Source organism: Jeongeupia naejangsanensis (assembly GCF_016865585.1).
In the GTDB taxonomy this organism is placed as follows: Bacteria; Pseudomonadota; Gammaproteobacteria; order Burkholderiales; family Chitinibacteraceae; genus Jeongeupia; species Jeongeupia naejangsanensis.
The window spans coordinates 157,383-173,770 of sequence record NZ_JAESND010000010.1; the positions used below are offsets into that span (position 1 = coordinate 157,383).

The 16,388-nt window shown below is 67.7% G+C and carries 16 protein-coding genes and 1 riboswitch; of the genes, 9 read left to right on the forward strand and 7 right to left on the reverse strand.

The features are described 5' to 3' along the window. Positions 1–110: 110 nt before the first annotated feature. The 3 genes from JMJ54_RS16910 to waaC form a co-directional block, all read right to left on the reverse strand. Positions 111–2,714 carry a putative bifunctional diguanylate cyclase/phosphodiesterase gene (locus JMJ54_RS16910; protein WP_203539733.1) on the reverse strand — a complete coding sequence of 868 codons (2,604 nt, stop codon included), beginning with the start codon at positions 2,712–2,714 and terminating at the stop codon, positions 111–113. Between the two features lie 135 nt (positions 2,715–2,849). Beyond that, positions 2,850–4,124 (reverse strand): lipid IV(A) 3-deoxy-D-manno-octulosonic acid transferase, encoded by a 1,275-nt coding sequence (gene waaA / locus JMJ54_RS16915; RefSeq protein WP_203539734.1) that lies wholly within the window; start codon positions 4,122–4,124, stop codon positions 2,850–2,852. Next, positions 4,121–5,080 carry a lipopolysaccharide heptosyltransferase I gene (gene waaC / locus JMJ54_RS16920; RefSeq protein ID WP_203539735.1) on the reverse strand — a complete coding sequence of 320 codons (960 nt, stop codon included), beginning with the start codon at positions 5,078–5,080 and terminating at the stop codon, positions 4,121–4,123. The genes waaA and waaC overlap by 4 nt, the downstream gene beginning before the upstream one ends. An 87-nt stretch (positions 5,081–5,167) precedes the next feature. Here waaC and JMJ54_RS16925 point away from each other — a divergent pair, with 87 nt between their 5' ends. Continuing rightward, positions 5,168–5,770 carry a diguanylate cyclase domain-containing protein gene (locus JMJ54_RS16925; protein ID WP_203539736.1) on the forward strand — a complete coding sequence of 201 codons (603 nt, stop codon included), beginning with the start codon at positions 5,168–5,170 and terminating at the stop codon, positions 5,768–5,770. A 49-nt stretch (positions 5,771–5,819) separates the two neighbouring features. Here the strand turns inward: JMJ54_RS16925 and JMJ54_RS16930 are convergent, their stop codons facing one another. Beyond that, positions 5,820–7,646 (reverse strand): TonB-dependent receptor domain-containing protein, encoded by a 1,827-nt coding sequence (locus tag JMJ54_RS16930; RefSeq protein ID WP_203539737.1) that lies wholly within the window; start codon positions 7,644–7,646, stop codon positions 5,820–5,822. Between the two features lie 143 nt (positions 7,647–7,789). Beyond that, positions 7,790–8,001: riboswitch (cobalamin riboswitch) on the reverse strand. A 63-nt stretch (positions 8,002–8,064) separates the two neighbouring features. Between JMJ54_RS16930 and JMJ54_RS16935 the strand changes: the two genes are divergently transcribed. The 7 genes from JMJ54_RS16935 to JMJ54_RS16965 all read left to right on the forward strand — a co-directional run bounded on the left by JMJ54_RS16935 (position 8,065) and on the right by JMJ54_RS16965 (position 12,265). Continuing rightward, positions 8,065–8,316: a hypothetical protein gene (locus JMJ54_RS16935; protein ID WP_203539738.1), complete on the forward strand. Its 252-nt coding sequence runs from the start codon at positions 8,065–8,067 to the stop codon at positions 8,314–8,316. Between the two features lie 51 nt (positions 8,317–8,367). Then, the gene (gene cobT, locus JMJ54_RS16940; protein WP_203539739.1) at positions 8,368–9,411 is read left to right on the forward strand and encodes a nicotinate-nucleotide--dimethylbenzimidazole phosphoribosyltransferase; all 1,044 of its coding nucleotides are present in this window, start codon (positions 8,368–8,370) and stop codon (positions 9,409–9,411) included. Beyond that, positions 9,408–10,013 (forward strand): histidine phosphatase family protein, encoded by a 606-nt coding sequence (locus tag JMJ54_RS16945; RefSeq protein ID WP_203539740.1) that lies wholly within the window; start codon positions 9,408–9,410, stop codon positions 10,011–10,013. The genes cobT and JMJ54_RS16945 overlap by 4 nt, the downstream gene beginning before the upstream one ends. Further along, positions 10,007–10,753: an adenosylcobinamide-GDP ribazoletransferase gene (gene cobS, locus JMJ54_RS16950; RefSeq protein WP_203539741.1), complete on the forward strand. Its 747-nt coding sequence runs from the start codon at positions 10,007–10,009 to the stop codon at positions 10,751–10,753. Before JMJ54_RS16945 ends, cobS begins: the two co-directional genes overlap by 7 nt. Before the next feature lie 28 nt (positions 10,754–10,781). Next, a complete protein-coding gene (locus JMJ54_RS16955; RefSeq protein WP_203539742.1) occupies positions 10,782–11,045 on the forward strand; it encodes a DUF7683 domain-containing protein in 264 nt (87 codons plus the stop codon). A gap of 123 nt (positions 11,046–11,168) precedes the next feature. Continuing rightward, the gene (locus tag JMJ54_RS16960) at positions 11,169–11,807 is read left to right on the forward strand and encodes a DUF2238 domain-containing protein (protein ID WP_239000156.1); all 639 of its coding nucleotides are present in this window, start codon (positions 11,169–11,171) and stop codon (positions 11,805–11,807) included. Between the two features lie 29 nt (positions 11,808–11,836). Beyond that, the gene (locus tag JMJ54_RS16965) at positions 11,837–12,265 is read left to right on the forward strand and encodes a GNAT family N-acetyltransferase (protein WP_203539743.1); all 429 of its coding nucleotides are present in this window, start codon (positions 11,837–11,839) and stop codon (positions 12,263–12,265) included. Between the two features lies 1 nt (position 12,266). On the opposite strand, the gene cobU is transcribed toward JMJ54_RS16965, so the two are convergent. Both cobU and JMJ54_RS16975 read right to left on the reverse strand, forming a co-directional pair. Further along, positions 12,267–12,833, reverse strand: a complete 567-nt coding sequence (cobU, locus tag JMJ54_RS16970; protein ID WP_203539744.1) for a bifunctional adenosylcobinamide kinase/adenosylcobinamide-phosphate guanylyltransferase — start codon at positions 12,831–12,833, stop codon at positions 12,267–12,269. Position 12,834: 1 nt separating this feature from the next. Then, complete coding sequence (locus JMJ54_RS16975) at positions 12,835–13,713, reverse strand: LysR family transcriptional regulator (protein ID WP_203539745.1); 879 nt, start codon at positions 13,711–13,713, stop codon at positions 12,835–12,837. 100 nt (positions 13,714–13,813) lie between these two features. Here JMJ54_RS16975 and JMJ54_RS16980 point away from each other — a divergent pair, with 100 nt between their 5' ends. After that, positions 13,814–14,998 carry an MFS transporter gene (locus tag JMJ54_RS16980; protein ID WP_203539746.1) on the forward strand — a complete coding sequence of 395 codons (1,185 nt, stop codon included), beginning with the start codon at positions 13,814–13,816 and terminating at the stop codon, positions 14,996–14,998. Between the two features lie 60 nt (positions 14,999–15,058). On the opposite strand, the gene JMJ54_RS16985 is transcribed toward JMJ54_RS16980, so the two are convergent. Next, the coding region (locus JMJ54_RS16985) for a chitinase (protein WP_203539747.1) at positions 15,059–16,388 on the reverse strand (1,330 nt) is incomplete at its 5' end.

Genomic DNA, 16,388 nt, shown 5'->3' on the forward strand with positions numbered 1-16,388 from the left:
TCCGAGGGTGGAGAGGCGAGTTTAACGCTCCCGCGCAGTTTCGGGCCTGCGGGATGCCGCCCCTCTCCCGAAATCAGCCGCAACGCGGGCGAACCGCCGCCCGAATGGCTTCAATCCGTGGTCACGCGCGCGGCCAGCCACGCGGCCAGGGCAGCAGCCGGCATCGGCTTCGCAAGCCAGTAGCCCTGGATCACGTCGCAGCCGAGCGCGATCAGCGCATCGCGGTCGGCATCGTGTTCGACGCCTTCGGCGACCACCGTCAGGCCGAAGTTGTGCGCCAGCGTGATCGTCGACCCGACGATGATCTCGTCGGGCTGGCTGACCGAGAGCTGCGACACGAAGCTCCGGTCGATCTTCAGCGTCTGCACCGGCAGCCGCTTCAGGTAGCCCAAGGACGAGTAACCGGAACCGTAGTCATCGATCGACAGCTGCGCGCCCAGCGCATGGATGCGCAGCAGGCAGGCCAGTGCCGCGTTCGGGTCCTCCATCAGCGCCGATTCGGTCACCTCGAATTCGAGCGACGTGGCCGGTACGCCGTGACGCGACAGCGCCACTTCGATGTACTCGACCAGCCCCGGATCGAGCAGGTTGCGCGCCGACAGATTGATCGCGCAACGCAGGTCGATCCCGTCGCGCCGCCATGCGGCCAGTTGCCGGATCGCCGCGTCGACCACCCAGGCCGTCAGCGGCCGGATCAGTTCGGAATTCTCGGCCATCGGGATGAATGCACCCGGCGGAATCAGCCCGCGTTGCGGATGCGGCCAGCGCAGCAAGGCCTCGACACCGACGATCCGGCCGTCGCTCAGCCGCTGCTTGGGCTGGTAGTACAGCGTCAGGCCGCCGTCGCGGATCGCATGCGACAGCTCGGTATACAGCGCCAGCCGTTCGCGGCTGTGCCGGTCCAGCCCGGCGTCGTAGACGCAGTGCGGCACCCGGCGGTGCTTGGCGTCGTACATGGCCACATCGGCGCAACGCAGCAGCTCGTTGGCCTCGTTGCCGTGTGCGGGGTAAAAGGCGATGCCGATGCTGGCCGAGACCTCGAGCAGCATTTCCTCGAGCGGCAAAGGCAGGCCGACCCGTTCGGTCAGGCTCGCACACAATTCGGCCACCTGCTGCTGGCACAGTGGCAGGTCCGGCACCAGCAGCCCCAGTTCGTCACCGCCGAGCCGAGCCACGTCGGCGTTGCGGCTGACGGCCCATTGCTGCAAACGGCCGCCGATGGCCTGCAGCACCTGGTCACCGACGCTGTGGCCCAGCGTGTCGTTGATTTCCTTGAAGCGGTTGAGGTCGAGCACGCACACGGCCAGCGAGGCATCGGGTGCAGTGGCGATGCAACGGTCGATGCGCCGCATCAGCGCATAACGGTTCGGCAGTTCGGTCAGGATGTCGTGGGTGGCGAGGAACTCCTGCTGCGCCAGATAGCGGCGCTCCTCCGATACATCACGAATCGCCAGCAGCTGGGTCGTGCCGTGCGGCAGTTCGGCGCCGCGTACTTCGGCATCAAACGTGCTGCCGTCGTCGCGCCGGCGCAAGCGCGCGCTGAAGCGCCCCCGCCCGCCTTTGTACATCTCGATCAGGTCGGCCTCGATCTGCCGGTACGCATCGTGATCGACATCGGGATAAAACAGCGACGACGGCGTCCGGCCGGCCAGCTGCGCCGCGCTGTCGACACCGAACAAGGCGCACGCGGCCGGATTGGCGCTGCTGATCCTGCCGTTTTCGACGATCAGCAAGCCGTCGTTGACGGTATCGAACAGCTCGAGATAGAAGCGCTTGTCGTCGATCAGCTGCTTGACCAGCCGGCGCAACCCGGCGACGAACAGGCCGATCACCAGACCGTAGACGAGGAACGATGCCAGCCGCCAGCCGAGCCGCTCGGCCCACGCGTGGGTGAACTGCGACTTGGCGATGCCGAAGTAGGCTGCAAAGGGAAAGGTCTTCGATCCGACCAGACCGAACACGACGCTGCTGCCCCATTTGGGCTCGCCCGGACACAAGCCCGTACCGCGGCTGCCGATGTTGTTCTGCACCGGCGGCAGCGGTTCGCCCGGCGTCGCGTGCTCGCCCATGCCCGGGACGCACATCAGCGGCAGGCCGTCCTGGCGGAAAATGCCGATGGCGCCGTTATGCCGGTGGATCCAGGCCGAGATCCGCTGCAGGTGCGCGAACGGAATCAGCGCGCCGACGATGATCCGGCGGCCGTCGCGCAAGGTGTAGCCGTAGGACATCGGTACCTGCCACTGGCCCTGGCGCAGCATCGGCGCGGCGAACACCTGCCCGGGCGAAGCGGCCAGCATGTCGCGCAGCTGTTGCTGGACCTGCAGGCTGCCCTCCATCCGGGCACGATGGTCGACCATCCAGACTTCGCCGTCGATCAGCACGAACAGCGCGGCCGATTGCGGATCGAAGCTGATCGCCTTGCGCAGCGCATCCAGGTAGTCGGCGCCACCGATCGGGCCGTACTGGCGTTTCCAGAGCAGCTCGGCGGCAACGTTGTCGATGCTGGCCTTGCTCTGCTGCAACAGCACGGTGAAATGCGATTCGAGCATGCCGGCCGCATTGTGGGCGCGCGCCTCGGCATCCCGCCGGCTCTGCTGATAGTCGCCCCAGCTTTCCCAGACGAGCAGCACCACCGCACCGACGCACAGGACGAGGCCGAGCAGGGTGACCCAGTGCCAGTCCTTGCGCGTGCGTGGAGCAAATAACGACTGCATCGCCTTTTTTCGTCTCAGGTTCGGATCAAACTAGGCAAACAGTAACCCGGCAACGGGCGCACTGCACTTTATCGCTGCCGGGAATGGCCGATTGTGCGATCCGTGCCCCACCGGAACGCAATGAACAGGTCAGCATCAGGGCTGCAACGGGCGATGTCGCTCGAGTTCGGTCAGCACGCGTGCGGTCGCGCCACGATGCCGCTCGGCAAAGCCGGCACCGGCCTGCCCCATGGCTAGGCGACGGGGTTGGTCGTCGAGCAGCGCCGCAGCCTCGCGCAACAGCGCCGCTGCATCCTGGCCCTGCCATGCCGCGCCGGCAGCCAGCGCGTCACGCGCGGCATCGGCGAAGTTGTAGGTCGACGGGCCGAGCAGCACCGGACAAGCAAGCGCGCAGGCCTCGATCAGGTTCTGGCTGCCGAAAGGCAGAATGGAGCCGCCGATCACGGCGAGGTCGGCGCAGGCGTACCACGCCGCCAGTTCACCCATGCTGTCGCCGAGCAGGACCCGGACATCACCGGGCACCGGCGTCGCAGCCCAGTCGCGCCGTCGCAGCAGCGTCAGCCCGCGCGCCTCGATCAGCGCCGCCACGTCGTCGAAGCGTTGCGGATGACGCGGCACGATCACGACCAGCGTCTGCGCGGGCAATGCGTCTAGCCCGTCCAGCAGCAGCGCCTCCTCGCCGTCGCGGCTCGACGCGACCAGCAACACGGGCCGGCCGCCGAACAAGGCCCGCCAGCCCTGCCCGCGCGCGACCACCGCCGCATCGGGCCTGTTGTCGTACTTGAGGTTGCCGCACACCTTGACGTTGCGCGCACCGAGCAGGACCAGCCGTTCGGCATCGTCGGCGCCCTGCGCCAGCACCGCGCTCAGTCTGGCCAGCGCCGGCTCGATCAGCCAGCGCACCCGCGCGTAACCGCGTGCCGACTTGGCCGACAATCGCGCGTTGACCAGCAACAGCGGTACGCCGGCGTCAGCGCAGCCGTGGATCAGGTTCGGCCACAGCTCGGTTTCGAGCAGCAGGCCGCAGCGCGGTGAAAAACGCGCCAGAAAGCGCCGCACCGCCGCCGGCCGGTCGTACGGCAGGTAGACGACGTCGGCGCCAATCCCGTCGCCGCCATAGAGTTCCAGCGCGGTCTCGCGGCCGGTCGGCGTCATGCAGCTCAGCAGCAGGCGCGCAGCCGGTTCGCGCTGGCGCAGCGCACGGATCAGCGATGCAGCCGCACGCATCTCGCCAACCGAGACCGCGTGCAGCCAGTAGTCATAGGCTTGCGGCGCCGGACCGGCGTAGCGTGCCCAGCGCTCGTCCCAGTGTTCGAGGTAGGCCGGCTGCTTTTTTGCCCGCCGGCGCAAGTATGCACGGATCAGCGGCGTCACCAGCCACAGCAACAGCGCATACAGTCGGCGGCTCATGCCCCCAGTCCCTGCCGTGTTGCCGCCCAGACGGTCTCGACATCGGGCGCCGCGCCGCGACGGCCGAGGTTCACCGCGTACGTGCCGGCGAGCACGCCGGTGCGGTCCGGGTCGGAGGCACAGAAGATCGCCACCACCGGCGTCGCCACTGCCGCAGCCAGATGCGCCAGCCCGGTATCGACACCGACAACGACGCGCGCGTCGGCCAGCAGCCGCGCCGCGCGGGTCAGATCCAGACGCGGCGCAACCACGGCATTCGGCATGGCCTGCGCCAGCCGCTCGGCGCGTTCGCGCTCGGCATCGCTGCCCCAGGGCAGCACGCAGGCCAGCCCTTCGGCCGCCAGCCGGTCGCCGAGGACAATCCAGTTCGCCTCGGCCCATTCCTTGTCGGCACGGCTGGTCGCGGTCAGCAGGACGGCGTAGGCGCCGGACGGGCACCACGGCAGTGCGACCTCGGGAACGGCCATGCCATAGTCCGGCGCAGTCTCGATGCGGTAACCGAAGGCACCGGCAAACAGCAGCCGGGCACGCTCGACCGCGTGCAGTGGCTTGGGTACTGCCACGGATTCGGCATAGGCCAGCGCCGCCAGCGACTCGCGCGCGCTCTGCCAGTCGTAACCGACGACCGGCGCACCGGCCTGTCGCGCCACCAGCGCGCTCTTGATCAGGCCTTGCGCATCGATCACGCGATCGTAATCGGCCTGCGTCAGCGACTGCCGGAGCACGCCGGCTTCGGCGCGGGTCGTCCGGGACAGCAGGCTGCGGCGCCATCGGCGCAGCGCAAACGGAATCACCCGGCCTACCGCCGGATGCAGCGGCGGCAGCTCGGCAAAACCTTCCTCGACAACCCAGTCGAGCGTCGTGCCCGGCCGCGCGCGGGCGAGGTCGGTCAGGGCCGGGAACGTATGAATGATGTCGCCCATCGAGGACAGGCGCACGAGAAGCAATTTCGACATGGCCGGCATTGTAGTGTCTGTAAGACTGGGCTGCACCCTGACGTTGTCTACACTTGACCCAAGAACGGAAACACCCGGAGCGCCACGATGACCGAAAGCTGGACCGCCCTTGCCTGGGGGATTGCCGCACTCGGCTGGCTCGTTGCGCTGATCCTGGTGCTGGCCTGGCAACGCGCGCGTGCGCGCAGCGTACCCGATGCCCCGCCGCCGAACGGCGGCATCGACCCGTTGAGCCAGTTGCCCGACCGCGCCCGCTTTCTCGACGCCACCACCCGCGAAGTCAACCGCAGCCAGCGCGCCGGCCATGCCTTGTCGGTGCTGCTGATCGACGCCGGCCAGTTGCGCTGGTTCAACCAGCACTACGGTTATGACGGCGGCGACCGGCTGCTGCGCCATGTCGCGGCCGCCTGCCTGGGCTGCGTACGCGACTTCGACCTGATCGGCCGTTTCTCGCACAAGGAGTTCACCGTGCTGCTGCCCGACGCCACGCTGGACGACGCCCGCATCGCGGCCGCGCGGCTCGAGGCGGCGATCACCGCCAACTCGATCACGCTGAAGGACGGCCGCGTCGTGCCGGTGACGGTCACGATCGGTATCGCGACACTCGAAAACGAAACCGACACCGCCGACGACCTGCTGATCGCCGCCGACCTCGCGCTGGCGCGGACGACGCAACCTGCCGGCGCCTGAACGGACAAAGGCCGGCAATGCCGGCCTTTGTCATGCGGGATACGGGCGTTTACGCGCCGCTGTATCGCAGGTTGAGGAACCACATCCGGCCGCCGTTGTTGTAGCCGCGGGCCAGCTCGTAATCGCGGTCGAAGGCGTTCAGCAGCTGCGCGCCGGCGCTCCACTGCTTGGCGATCTGGTAGTCGAGCCCGAGGTCGAGCTTGCCGTAACCGGCCAGCGGCTTGGTGTTGGCCTGATCGTCGTAACGCCGGCCGGCCGCCTGCCAGTTGGCGTTCCAGCGCCAGTCTCCGATCGTCTGGGCCAGCGTCATGCCGCCGTAGACCTTGGCGCGACGTGCCAGCTGCTTGTCGGTGTCCTCGTTCTCCGGGTCCTGCCAGGTGACATTGGCACCGAGTTCGAACGCGCCGAGCGCGCCGTTGCCGTTCAGCGTCAGACCGCGGATGCGCGCGGCGTTGACGTTCTGCGGCGTGTAGTTGGCGTCGAGCGTGATCAGGTTGTCGATGCGGTTGTAGAACGCGGTCGCGTCCATCTTCCACACGCCGCTCTGCCAGCGCACGCCGCCGTCGACCGACTTGCCTTCCTCGGGCTGGAGGTTGGGGTTGGATGCCGGCGCGAAGCCCGGCCACGACGGGTAGTACAGGTCGACGAACGACGGCACGTGAAAGCTGGTACCGGCGTTGGCGAACAGTTGCCAGCCCTCGACGAAGCGCCATGCGTAGCCGACGCCGCCGGTGGTCTTGCCGCCGAACTGGCTGTTGTCGTCGTAGCGGACGTTGGCCTGCAGGTGGTGTGGGCCGAAGTCGTTCTGCCAGCCGGCCTGCACCGAGCTGTTGTAGCGCGTCGTCTGGTCGTAATCGGTGCTGCTGTCGAGCGATTCGCGCAGGTATTCGGCGCCGACCAGCCACTGGCCGATGCCGCTCTGGAGGATGTTGGTCCACTGGAACTGCTGCTGCGTCGTCGCCGTATTGCTCGGGTAACTGCTTTCGGTCACGTAGCGGTCACGGCCGATGCCGGCGAGGAAATTGCTCTGCCACCAGTCGTTGACCTTGACGTTGGCGAACGCCGCGCCGGTCGACTGGGTGCGGTGGCTGAGCGGATCCTGGTCGTAGGCGCCGCCGTCGTAATCAGCCTTGGTATCGACATAGCTGCCGCGCACGCCGACTTCGACGTTGTCGCCGAAGAAGTGGCTCAGGCTGGCGCTGCTGCTGCGTTGCTGCCAGCCGTCGCGATCGGCTTCGTAGTACATGCTGGTCGGCTTGGTCAGGTTGAAGCCGTCACTGTTGTGCGCGTCGACCGAGACCGAGAAGCGTGTGTCGCCGACGGTGCCGCCGACATTGGCGCTGCCGCCGAAGGTCCGGTCGCTGCCGGCATCGACGGTGACGCTGCCGCTTGGCGCGCCCTTGCCGCTCTTGGTGAAGATCTGCACCACACCGCCGACCGCGTCGGCGCCGTACAGGCCCGAGGCCGAACCGCGGACGATTTCGATCCGGTCGATCATCGATACCGGAATCGTGTCGAAGGCGCTCGAACCGTCGGCGCCCGGCGCCAAGCGCTGGCCGTCGAGCAGTACCAGCGTCTGGTTGCCGTTGGCACCGCGCAGGTAAAGGCTGGCCGGCTGGCCGAGGCCGCCGGTACGGGCGAATTCGACGCCCGGTACGCGCGACAGCACCTGACCGAGCGACTGGCTGCCGGCCTGCTGCAGCTCCTTGGCGCTGATCACGGTGGTATCGCTCGACAAGGACGAACGCGGCGACGCCACGCGGGTCGCGGTGACGATCACCGGGTCGGCATCGAAACTGGGGACGTCCGCGGCACAGGCGAAACCGGCGGACAGGAACAGCGGCAGGCACCGCAGCGTAAATCTGGCTTGCAACATCACATCACTCCGTAGCGTTCGCCCCACGCGAACGCAATGGGCGGCTGGCGCCGCCTCAAGGCTTGGGCAAAACAACGGAAGACGCGCGATGCAACGCGGCGCCACGGCGCCGCGAATCCTGACGGCCGCACCCCGGGCCCTCCGTTTCGTCGAATCCGCAGGCCGGTCTCCGGGCTCGCCACTCCTGCGCCCGCCTTCCCGTTGCATGAACAGTGGCGTGATGGGCGCATTCAATATGGCTTACCGTTGCGGGGGCAGCTCAGGACTGGGCGCCGGTTCTTCGTGAACGCGACACCGCACCTGATTCCCGTTTCATCCACTCCGTGAGCGGACACCTTGCGAAAGCGCGCGGATTGTAGCATGCCCGCGGCATGCGCCGGCCCGGCTACACTGGAATGTCCAGACTAGGGAGCAGATCATGAGCGTGACCAGCATCGGTACGACGATTCCGACTTTCGAAACCGGCGGCCTGCACAAGCAGCTCGACTCGATCGAGGCCGCGCTCGACTACACGCTGATCAAGCGCGAGAACAGCGACGGCCCGCTGTACGAGCTGTGGGATGCCGCATACAGCGCACTCGCCGACGCCGCCCGCTCGCACGACCCGGCCGACCTCGCCGATGCGCGCGCACGGCTGGAGGAAGCCATCGGCGTCGCCCGCCGCGCTTGACCCCCGCCGCGTGCTAGCCTGTGGGTTTCAACCGTTTCCGCCGACCATCCCATGTCCAAGATCGACCCCGCCGTCACCGCCGCTGCGCTCGCCCGCCAGAACACGCTGACCAAGCCGCCCGGCAGTCTCGGCCGGCTTGAGGCGCTGGCCGTCTGGTTCGCGTCGCGGCAAGGCAATGTCATCCCGGCGCGGCTGCAGCCGGCCATCGTCGTGTTCGCCGCCGACCATGGCGTCGCCGCCGAGGGCGTGTCGGCGTTTCCGGCCGAAGTCACCGGGCAGATGGTCAGCAACTTCGTCACCGGTGGCGCAGCGATCAACGTGCTGGCGCGCGAAGCCGGCGCCAGCCTGAGCATCGTCGACGTCGGCGTCGCTCACGACTATCCGTTCCCGGCACAGCCCGCCGCGCTGCTGTTCCGCACCCCGGTCGCCCAGGGCACGCGCAATCTGCGCCGCGAGGCCGCGATGAGCGTCGCCGAATGCACGCTGGCGTGGAACATCGGCCGCGAGACCGCGCTTGAGGCGATCGGCCGTGGCAAGACCCTGCTGATCGGCGGCGAGATGGGTATCGCCAATACCACCGCCGCGGCCTGCCTGACCGTTGCGCTGGCCGGGATCAGCGCCGACGACGCCGTCGGCAACGGCACCGGCATCGACGACGCCGGCCGCCTCCACAAGGTCGCCGTCGTCGCCGATTCGGTCGCCCGTGCCCGAGCCGCCGGAGCAAGCAGTGCGCGCGACTGGCTGGCCGAAGTCGGCGGTCTCGAAATCGCCGCGCTGGCCGGCTTTTACACCGCCGCCGCCCACGCCGGCGTGCCGGTGGTGCTGGACGGCTTCATCAGTAGCGCGGCCGCCCTCGTCGCGGTCCGCGAGGACCCGGCCGTGGCCAACTGGCTGCTGGCCAGCCATTGCTCGCACGAACGCGGCCACCGCGCCCTGCTGAGCGCATTGCAGCTCGAACCGCTGGTCGACCTCGGCCTGCGCCTTGGCGAAGCCAGCGGTGCGGCACTGGTGCTGCCGCTGCTGCAAAGTGCGCTGGCGCTGCACCGCGAGATGGCGACGTTCGAGAGCGCAGGCATCAGCGACGGCAGCCTATGAGTAGCGGCCGTCGGCTGAGCCTGCTGCGCCACGGCGAAACCGCACCGGCCGGCCTGATCGGCCAGCACGATGCCCCGCTGTCGCCGCTCGGCCTGCACCAGTTGCAGCAGCGCTGGGCCGCACTGGATGCGGTCGATCCGGTCCGCGCGGTCGCGGCGTCCGACCTTGCCCGCTGCAGCGACTTTGCCACCGGCATGGCCCGGCAGCATGCCTTGCCGTGCACCATCGATGCCGCATTCCGCGAACTCGATTGCGGCCAGCTCAACGGCCGGCCGGCCGCAACACTGGACGGCGACGCCGCCCGGGCCTACCGCGACTGGCAGCACGATCCGGCCGGCGCGCTGCCCGGCGGCGAAGACTGGCCAGCCTTCACCGAACGCATCGACACCGGGCTAAAGCGCTGGCTCGCCGGCTCGGACGACGGTCACCATGTCCTCGTCACCCACGGTGGCGTGATCAAGGCACTGCTGCTGCGCTGGCTCGACCTGCCGTCATCGCACCACGGCCGGTTCTGGCCCGGCTACGCCGCCAGCGTCAGTGTCCACTGGGATCCGGCCTGGCCGCCCATCGTGCTGGCGATGGCGATGGAGGCGCCATGCTGAGCTTCGACTGGCGCATTCCGGTACTGGCCGTCCAGTTCCTCACCCGGCTGCCGACGCCGCAGGTGCGCGATTTCAAACCCGAGCTGCTCGCCGGCGCCGTCGGCTGGTTTCCGGCGGTGGGCCTGCTGATCGGCATCCTGCTGCTGATTCCGGTCGCCCTGCTCGCACCCTTGCAGCCTTGGCTGGCCGCACTCGTCGGCCTCGTCGGCTGGGCATGGATCACCGGCGGGCTGCATCTGGACGGCCTCGCCGACCTCGCCGACGGCCTCGGCGCCGCGCACCGCGATCCCGAACGCTTCCTTGCCGTGGTCAAGGACCCGCATCTGGGCAGCTTCGGCGTGCTGGCGCTGCTGCTGCAGTGCGCTGCCAAGCTGGTGCTGCTGATGCTGGTCTGCCGGCTTGGCCACTGGTGGCTGCTGATTCTGGTGCCCGCCTGGGCGCGCTGGGGCGTGTTCAGCTGGCAGACGCTGCCGCCGCTGGCGCCGGGCATGGCCGAACAGTTCGGCTGGCAACGCGGCAACGCGGCGTGGTTCTGGACCGGGCTGCTGGTGGCGATGTCGCTGCTGCTGGCGCCGCCGCTGCTGATCGCGCCGCTGATTGTCTGGGCCTACCGCCGCTGGCTGAAACGCCGGCTGGGCGGGGTCAGCGGCGACTGCCTCGGCGCCGGCATCGAGCTCACCGAAACCGCACTACTACTGACCGGTGTACTGGCCGTTCTGCTGCACGGCCTAGCGATATAATCGCCGCCTCACTTACAAGGAAGCTGCCATGAAAATCGTCCGCATCATCGAAGTCTGGGAAAAAGGTCTCGACGGCGTCCTCGTCGGCGAACTCCCGGTGGCCGAATCGATCTCGCCGGCCTTCCTGCTCGGCCTGTTCGCCAAGGAACAGAAGAAACCCGACCCCTACATGCAGCTCTCCTACATCCTCAACGCCGAACACATCAAGGCGCTGCAGCCCTATGTTGCCGACCAGCTTGACCCGACGCGCTACGACTACATCCTCAGCGCGCACGGCAAGCCGGATTACTGAGCAACCCCACCCGTTCCCGGCGCGGAAAGCGCCTGACAGCGGCTGCGGCGCCCCGAGCCGGAACCTGCCCCGCACCCCGCGGGGCACCATCCAGTTGCATACGAATGGATCCTTCTCTCCAGCATGAATCTGATGCCGTCCAAGAAAATTTCGACCCTCTTCATGGCCGTGGTTTTCTTCGCGAGCTGGATCCGGCCAATCTGGCCTGCAGAGCAGGCGCTGCACAGTTCACTGACCGTCGTCGCCTTTGTACTGCTATGGCGTTACTGCAAGAACCACCGGATCAGTGATGCGAACTTCCTTCTGATCATCGTGTTTCTTGCCGCACATTCGATTGCGGCTCGCTGGCTTTACTCGAACACGCCCTACGACAAGTGGTTGCAAAGCGCGCTGGGATTCTCGCTGAATCAGTCCCTTGGATGGACCCGGAACAATTTCGACCGGCTCGTCCACTTCCTGTACGGCTTCTGCTTCACGCCGGCCATTGTTGCGCACGTCACCAGCAGGTTTGCGGTGGGCAAAAAACCGGGTTTTGCCATTGCCATATCCGCCATCATGCTCACCAGCCTGTGGTACGAATGGTTCGAGTGGCTGATCGCAGTCTCGCTTTCGGCGAGTGACGCCGAGGCCTACAACGGCCAGCAAGGCGATATGTGGGATGCACACAAGGACATGCTCGTCGCAACCATCGGCAGCCTGATGTGGCTCCGGTCCTGCTGGCATCCGGCGCGAACAAGCGGAACGCCCGCAAGTACGCTCTAATCGACCTCCTCCGCAGCTGGAACACCGACATGCATACTCCGCGCATCACCACCGACCCCGCCGAGCAGGACATCGCCGTCATCCACCGTTTCCTCACCGAGGAATCGAAATGGGCGCGCGGCATTCCGGTCGAGCTGGTGCGCGAATCGGTCGCTAACTCGCTGAACTTCGGCCTGTTCGTCGGTGACGCGCAGGTCGGCTACGCCCGGGTAGTGACCGACTATGCGACCTTCGCCTATCTGCTCGACGTCTTCGTGCTCGACGCACATCGCGGCAACGGTTACAGCCGGCAGCTGATGGATGCGGTCATCGCGCATCCGAAGTTGCAGGGCCTGCGGCGCTTCATGCTGTTCACCAGCACTGCGCACGGCCTGTACGAAAAATACGGATTCGCACCGCCCGCCTGGCCGGACACGATGATGGAAATCATGGTGCCCAACGCCTACGGCGCCCGCTGATTCACGCCGGCAGCGCGCCCTTCAGCACCAGCGGCAGACCGGCGGCAACGAACACCGCGTTGCCGCATGCCGCAGCCACCGCCTGATTCAGCCGCCCGGCCTCGTCGACGAAGGCCCGGTTGATCGCCCCCAGCGGCACGATGCCGAGGCCGACCTCGTTGGCAACCAGCACGACATCGCCCGGCACGTCGGCCAGCGCCGCCAGCAAGGCATCGCGCTCGGCCCCCAGCCGCGCCGGCAAGTCGACAACCCCGGTTTCGGCATGATCGGCACCGTCGCTGAACAGCAGGTTCGCCAGCCACACCGTCAGGCAATCGACCAGCACCAGCCGGCCCGGTGTCGCTTCACGGCGGATCGCCCCGCCCAGCGCCAGCGGCTCTTCGATGGTGATCCAGTTCGCCGGCCGGCGATCGCGATGATGGGCGATCCGCGCCGCCATTTCGGCATCGTCCTGCCGCTGTGACGCAGTCGCGATCACCACCACCTCGAGACCGGATGCCTGCGCAAGCCGCTCCGCCAGCGCGCTCTTGCCGGAGCGCGCACCACCGAGAATCAGGGTCGTCATCATCCTATGGCTCCCGGGTGGACCGTTCGACCAGCTCGACAAACGCCTGCGCCGCCGGCGTCGGCTGCTGGGCCCAGACGCAGTAGACCCGGCGCGACGGCGCGTCGCAGACCGGCACTGCGCTGACCCCGGTGAGTGCGCTCGCCGAACCCAGCGGCGCCATGCCGACGGCCAGCCCTTGGCGGACGATGCGTTCGAGCAGGCCGATGTGGTCGATCTCGAAACTGATGCGACGCTCGATGCCGGCGCGGATGAAGGCTTCGTCGGTCTGCCGGCGCGCGGCGCTGCCGCTGCGGTAGTCGACCCAGCGCTCGGCCGCCAGCATCGCCAGGCCGAGTTCGCTCGCCCCGGCCAGCGGGTGCGCCGGCGGCAGGATCGCCACCAGTGCCTCGTCGCACAGCAGCATGGCGTTGAGACCGGTGATGGCCTCGCCCGGCCACAGGCCGACGAAAGCAACGTCGACCCGGTGTTCGCGGACCTCGACCATCATCGCTTCGCTCATGCCCGAGTTGAGCTTGATTTCGACCTGCGGATGGCGGCGATGGAACTGCGCAAGCAGGGCGACGGCGTCGGGCCGGTTCAGCGCCGAGATCACCGACACCGACAGGCTGCCGCGAATCTGCCCGGTGGCGGCGGCGACCTCGTCGCGCACGCGCTGGGCGTCGTGCAACAGTTGCCGTGCGGCAGGCAGGAAGGCGCGGCCGGCCGGCGTCAGCCGCACCCGGCGCGAGGTGCGCTCGAACAGCGGTGCACCGAGTTCGTCTTCGAGCCGGGCGATCTGGTGACTGAGCGCCGACTGCACCGTGTGACAGGCCTCGGCCGCACGCGTGAAGTGCTCGGTCTCGGCGACGGCGACGGCGTATTCGATTTGCCTGAGATTCATTGCATCGTGAAATACGATTGATTTGATCAAAACAATACATTGGCGCGATTGAATCAGCCAGCAGATACTGCTTACCAATTGAATGATTCAGGATGCAACCATGACCGCCCACGGCAGCAAGCTGACCCCGGCACTGATCGCGCTGATGGCCTTCGCCACCGGCCTCGCCGTCGCCAGCAACTATTACGCGCAGCCGCTCCTGCACACCTTGTCGGAGACCTTTGGTGTCTCGACCGGCGCGGTCGGGCTGATCGTCACCGCCGCGCAGCTCGGCTATGCCATCGGCCTGGTGCTGCTGGTGCCGCTGGGCGACCTGCTCGAACGCCGCGGCCTGATCGTGTCGATGACGCTGCTCGGCGCGGTCGGGCTGATGATCACCGCCAGCGCCCAGCACATCGGCATGGTGCTGTTCGGCACCGCATTGACCGCGCTGTTTTCGGTGGTGGCGCAGATCCTGCTGCCGTTCGCGGCCACGCTGGCCGTGCCCGAACAACGCGGTCGCGTCGTCGGCACGATCATGAGCGGCCTGCTGCTCGGCATCCTGCTGGCGCGCACCGTGTCGGGCGTACTCGCCGGCATCGGCAGCTGGCGCACCGTGTACTGGGTCGCCGCGCCGCTGCTGGTGCTGACGGCGCTGGCGCTGTGGCGCGCGTTGCCGGCGCACAAGGAAGCCAGCACGCTGCGCTACCCGCAGCTGCTGGCGTCGGTGTTCAGGCTGTTCGCCGAAGAACCGGTGCTGCGGCTGCGCGCGCTGCTCGGTGCACTGTCGTTCACGATTTTCAGCGTGCTGTGGACGCCGATGGCCTTTCTGCTGTCGAGCGCGCCGTACCACTACTCGGATGCGCAGATCGGCCTGTTCGGCCTCGTCGGCGCCGCCGGCGCGCTGGCGGCCAGCCACGCCGGCCGGCTGGCCGACCACGGCCACGGCCATCGTGCCACCCTGTACGGCCTGCTGCTGCTGCTCGGTTCGTGGCTGCCGATCGCCTTTGCCGAATCGTCGATTGCCGCCTTCGTCGTCGGCATCCTCGTGCTCGATCTGGCGGTGCAGGCGGTGCACGTCAGCAACCAGAGCGCCATCTATGCCTTGCGCCCCGAAGCGCGCAGCCGGCTGACCTCGGCCTACATGACCTGCTATTTCATCGGCGGTGCACTGGGCTCGCTGCTGTCGGCGTGGGCCTACAGCCACAGTGGCTGGACCGGCGTGGTCGTACTCGGCACGGCGCTCAGTGCCAGCGCACTGGCGGTCTGGCTGCTGGCAACACGCCGCGCGCCGGTACCGGCCTGATTCACCACAAAAAAAAAACGGCGACCCGAAGGTCGCCGTTTTCACATCCGCCGAAACGGATCACTTCGTGTTGTCGATCACCACCTGGCCGTTGTACTTCACCTGGCCACGGAACATGTAGTCGACGCACTGCTTGTAGTCGCCCGGGTTGGCCAGCGAGAACGGCATCTGGTAATCGACCAGCTGGCACGCCCACGACACGCCGCCCGGGTTGTTGGCGTTGTAACCCCAGTTCTTGTCGAGGTAGGTCTTGGTCGCTGCTGCCGAGCCGGACTGGAAGCCCTTCATTGCCGCGCAACCGAGCTGTTCGGAGCCCGGCACCGGCACGCCCAGATCGGCCGCGAACGACTTGTACGCCGCGATCCGGTTCTGCACCTGCGACTTCTCGGCGCCGCCGCCACCACACTCGATGCCGCCGTTGATGATGAACACCGTGGCACCGAAGCCCGGGCTCATGTTGTTGGCGACGTCGACCGCGTTCGGCTGCCAGGTACCGTCGACGACCCAGGTCATCGGCGGCTTCGGCGATTGCGGGTAGACCGCGAACCAGATTGCCGAGGCGAAGTTCAGCCAGGTGTCGGCAACGCGGCCCGGATTGTCGAGCAGCACGTTGACGTCACCGTACAGCGACTTGCTGAACGGACCGTAGTTGTAGTTCCACGACAGCTGCTTCGAACCGCGGCCGAAGTAGTCGATCGTCTGGCCCGAGGCATTCTGCGAGCACGGATAGAAGACCGAGAAGATCGAGCTGCCGGCACCGCGGAAGCAGTCCTGGTACGCGCCGACCGCCGAGCCTTCGTTGTAGCCGTTCTCGCGCAGGTACCACAGCGCCTGCTTGTACGACGGGATCGCGGTGTTCTGGTCCATCGTCGCCAGCACCGGGTTGTTCTGCGCCGGATAGGTGCGCGCGGTGGCCGGGGTCAGGGCCGGCCAGTTGGCACCGGTTTCCTGGACGAAGTGGGCGAACGACGTGGCCAGCAGCTTCTTGCAGATCGCATCGCTGTCGCGGCCGTCGGTGTAGGTCGCGCAGTACGCCGGGAACTTGGCCACGCCACGCAGGAAGTTCACATAGGTGTAGCCGACGTTGCGCACCGGGAAGAACGAGTCGAACTTCGCTTCGCCGAGCACGCGCTCGACCCGCTGCACGTTCGCCGGGTTGGCGGCGCGGCCAGCGACGACGGCTTCGACTTCGGCGTCCGGCAGCACGGCCAGCGCGGCACGGATGCGGGCGATGGCGGCCGAATCGGTACCGGCCTGCGACGCCAGCGCGTTTTCGGCGGCGGTGAACTGCGCATCGGTCGGGTAACCGGCCGGCGCGGCGATGAAGGTCACCTGCGGCTTGTACGACGCCGGAGCCGGGGTCGGCGCGGGGGTCGGCGCGGGGGTCGGC

Bases quoted from the DNA above. Each gene is read 5' to 3' on its own strand.
- waaA (WP_203539734.1), bottom strand. From the start codon at position 4,124: ATGAGCCGCCGACTGTATGCGCTGTTGCTGTGGCTGGTGACGCCGCTG.
- cobT (WP_203539739.1), top strand. From the start codon at position 8,368: ATGTCCAAGATCGACCCCGCCGTCACCGCCGCTGCGCTCGCCCGCCAG.
- JMJ54_RS16980 (WP_203539746.1), top strand. From the start codon at position 13,814: ATGACCGCCCACGGCAGCAAGCTGACCCCGGCACTGATCGCGCTGATG.
- waaC (WP_203539735.1), bottom strand. From the start codon at position 5,080: ATGTCGAAATTGCTTCTCGTGCGCCTGTCCTCGATGGGCGACATCATT.
- cobU (WP_203539744.1), bottom strand. From the start codon at position 12,833: ATGATGACGACCCTGATTCTCGGTGGTGCGCGCTCCGGCAAGAGCGCG.
- JMJ54_RS16930 (WP_203539737.1), bottom strand. From the start codon at position 7,646: ATGTTGCAAGCCAGATTTACGCTGCGGTGCCTGCCGCTGTTCCTGTCC.
- JMJ54_RS16975 (WP_203539745.1), bottom strand. From the start codon at position 13,713: ATGAATCTCAGGCAAATCGAATACGCCGTCGCCGTCGCCGAGACCGAG.
- JMJ54_RS16945 (WP_203539740.1), top strand. From the start codon at position 9,408: ATGAGTAGCGGCCGTCGGCTGAGCCTGCTGCGCCACGGCGAAACCGCA.
- JMJ54_RS16935 (WP_203539738.1), top strand. From the start codon at position 8,065: ATGAGCGTGACCAGCATCGGTACGACGATTCCGACTTTCGAAACCGGC.
- JMJ54_RS16960 (WP_239000156.1), top strand. From the start codon at position 11,169: ATGAATCTGATGCCGTCCAAGAAAATTTCGACCCTCTTCATGGCCGTG.
- cobS (WP_203539741.1), top strand. From the start codon at position 10,007: ATGCTGAGCTTCGACTGGCGCATTCCGGTACTGGCCGTCCAGTTCCTC.
- JMJ54_RS16965 (WP_203539743.1), top strand. From the start codon at position 11,837: ATGCATACTCCGCGCATCACCACCGACCCCGCCGAGCAGGACATCGCC.
- JMJ54_RS16925 (WP_203539736.1), top strand. From the start codon at position 5,168: ATGACCGAAAGCTGGACCGCCCTTGCCTGGGGGATTGCCGCACTCGGC.
- JMJ54_RS16955 (WP_203539742.1), top strand. From the start codon at position 10,782: ATGAAAATCGTCCGCATCATCGAAGTCTGGGAAAAAGGTCTCGACGGC.
- JMJ54_RS16910 (WP_203539733.1), bottom strand. From the start codon at position 2,714: ATGCAGTCGTTATTTGCTCCACGCACGCGCAAGGACTGGCACTGGGTC.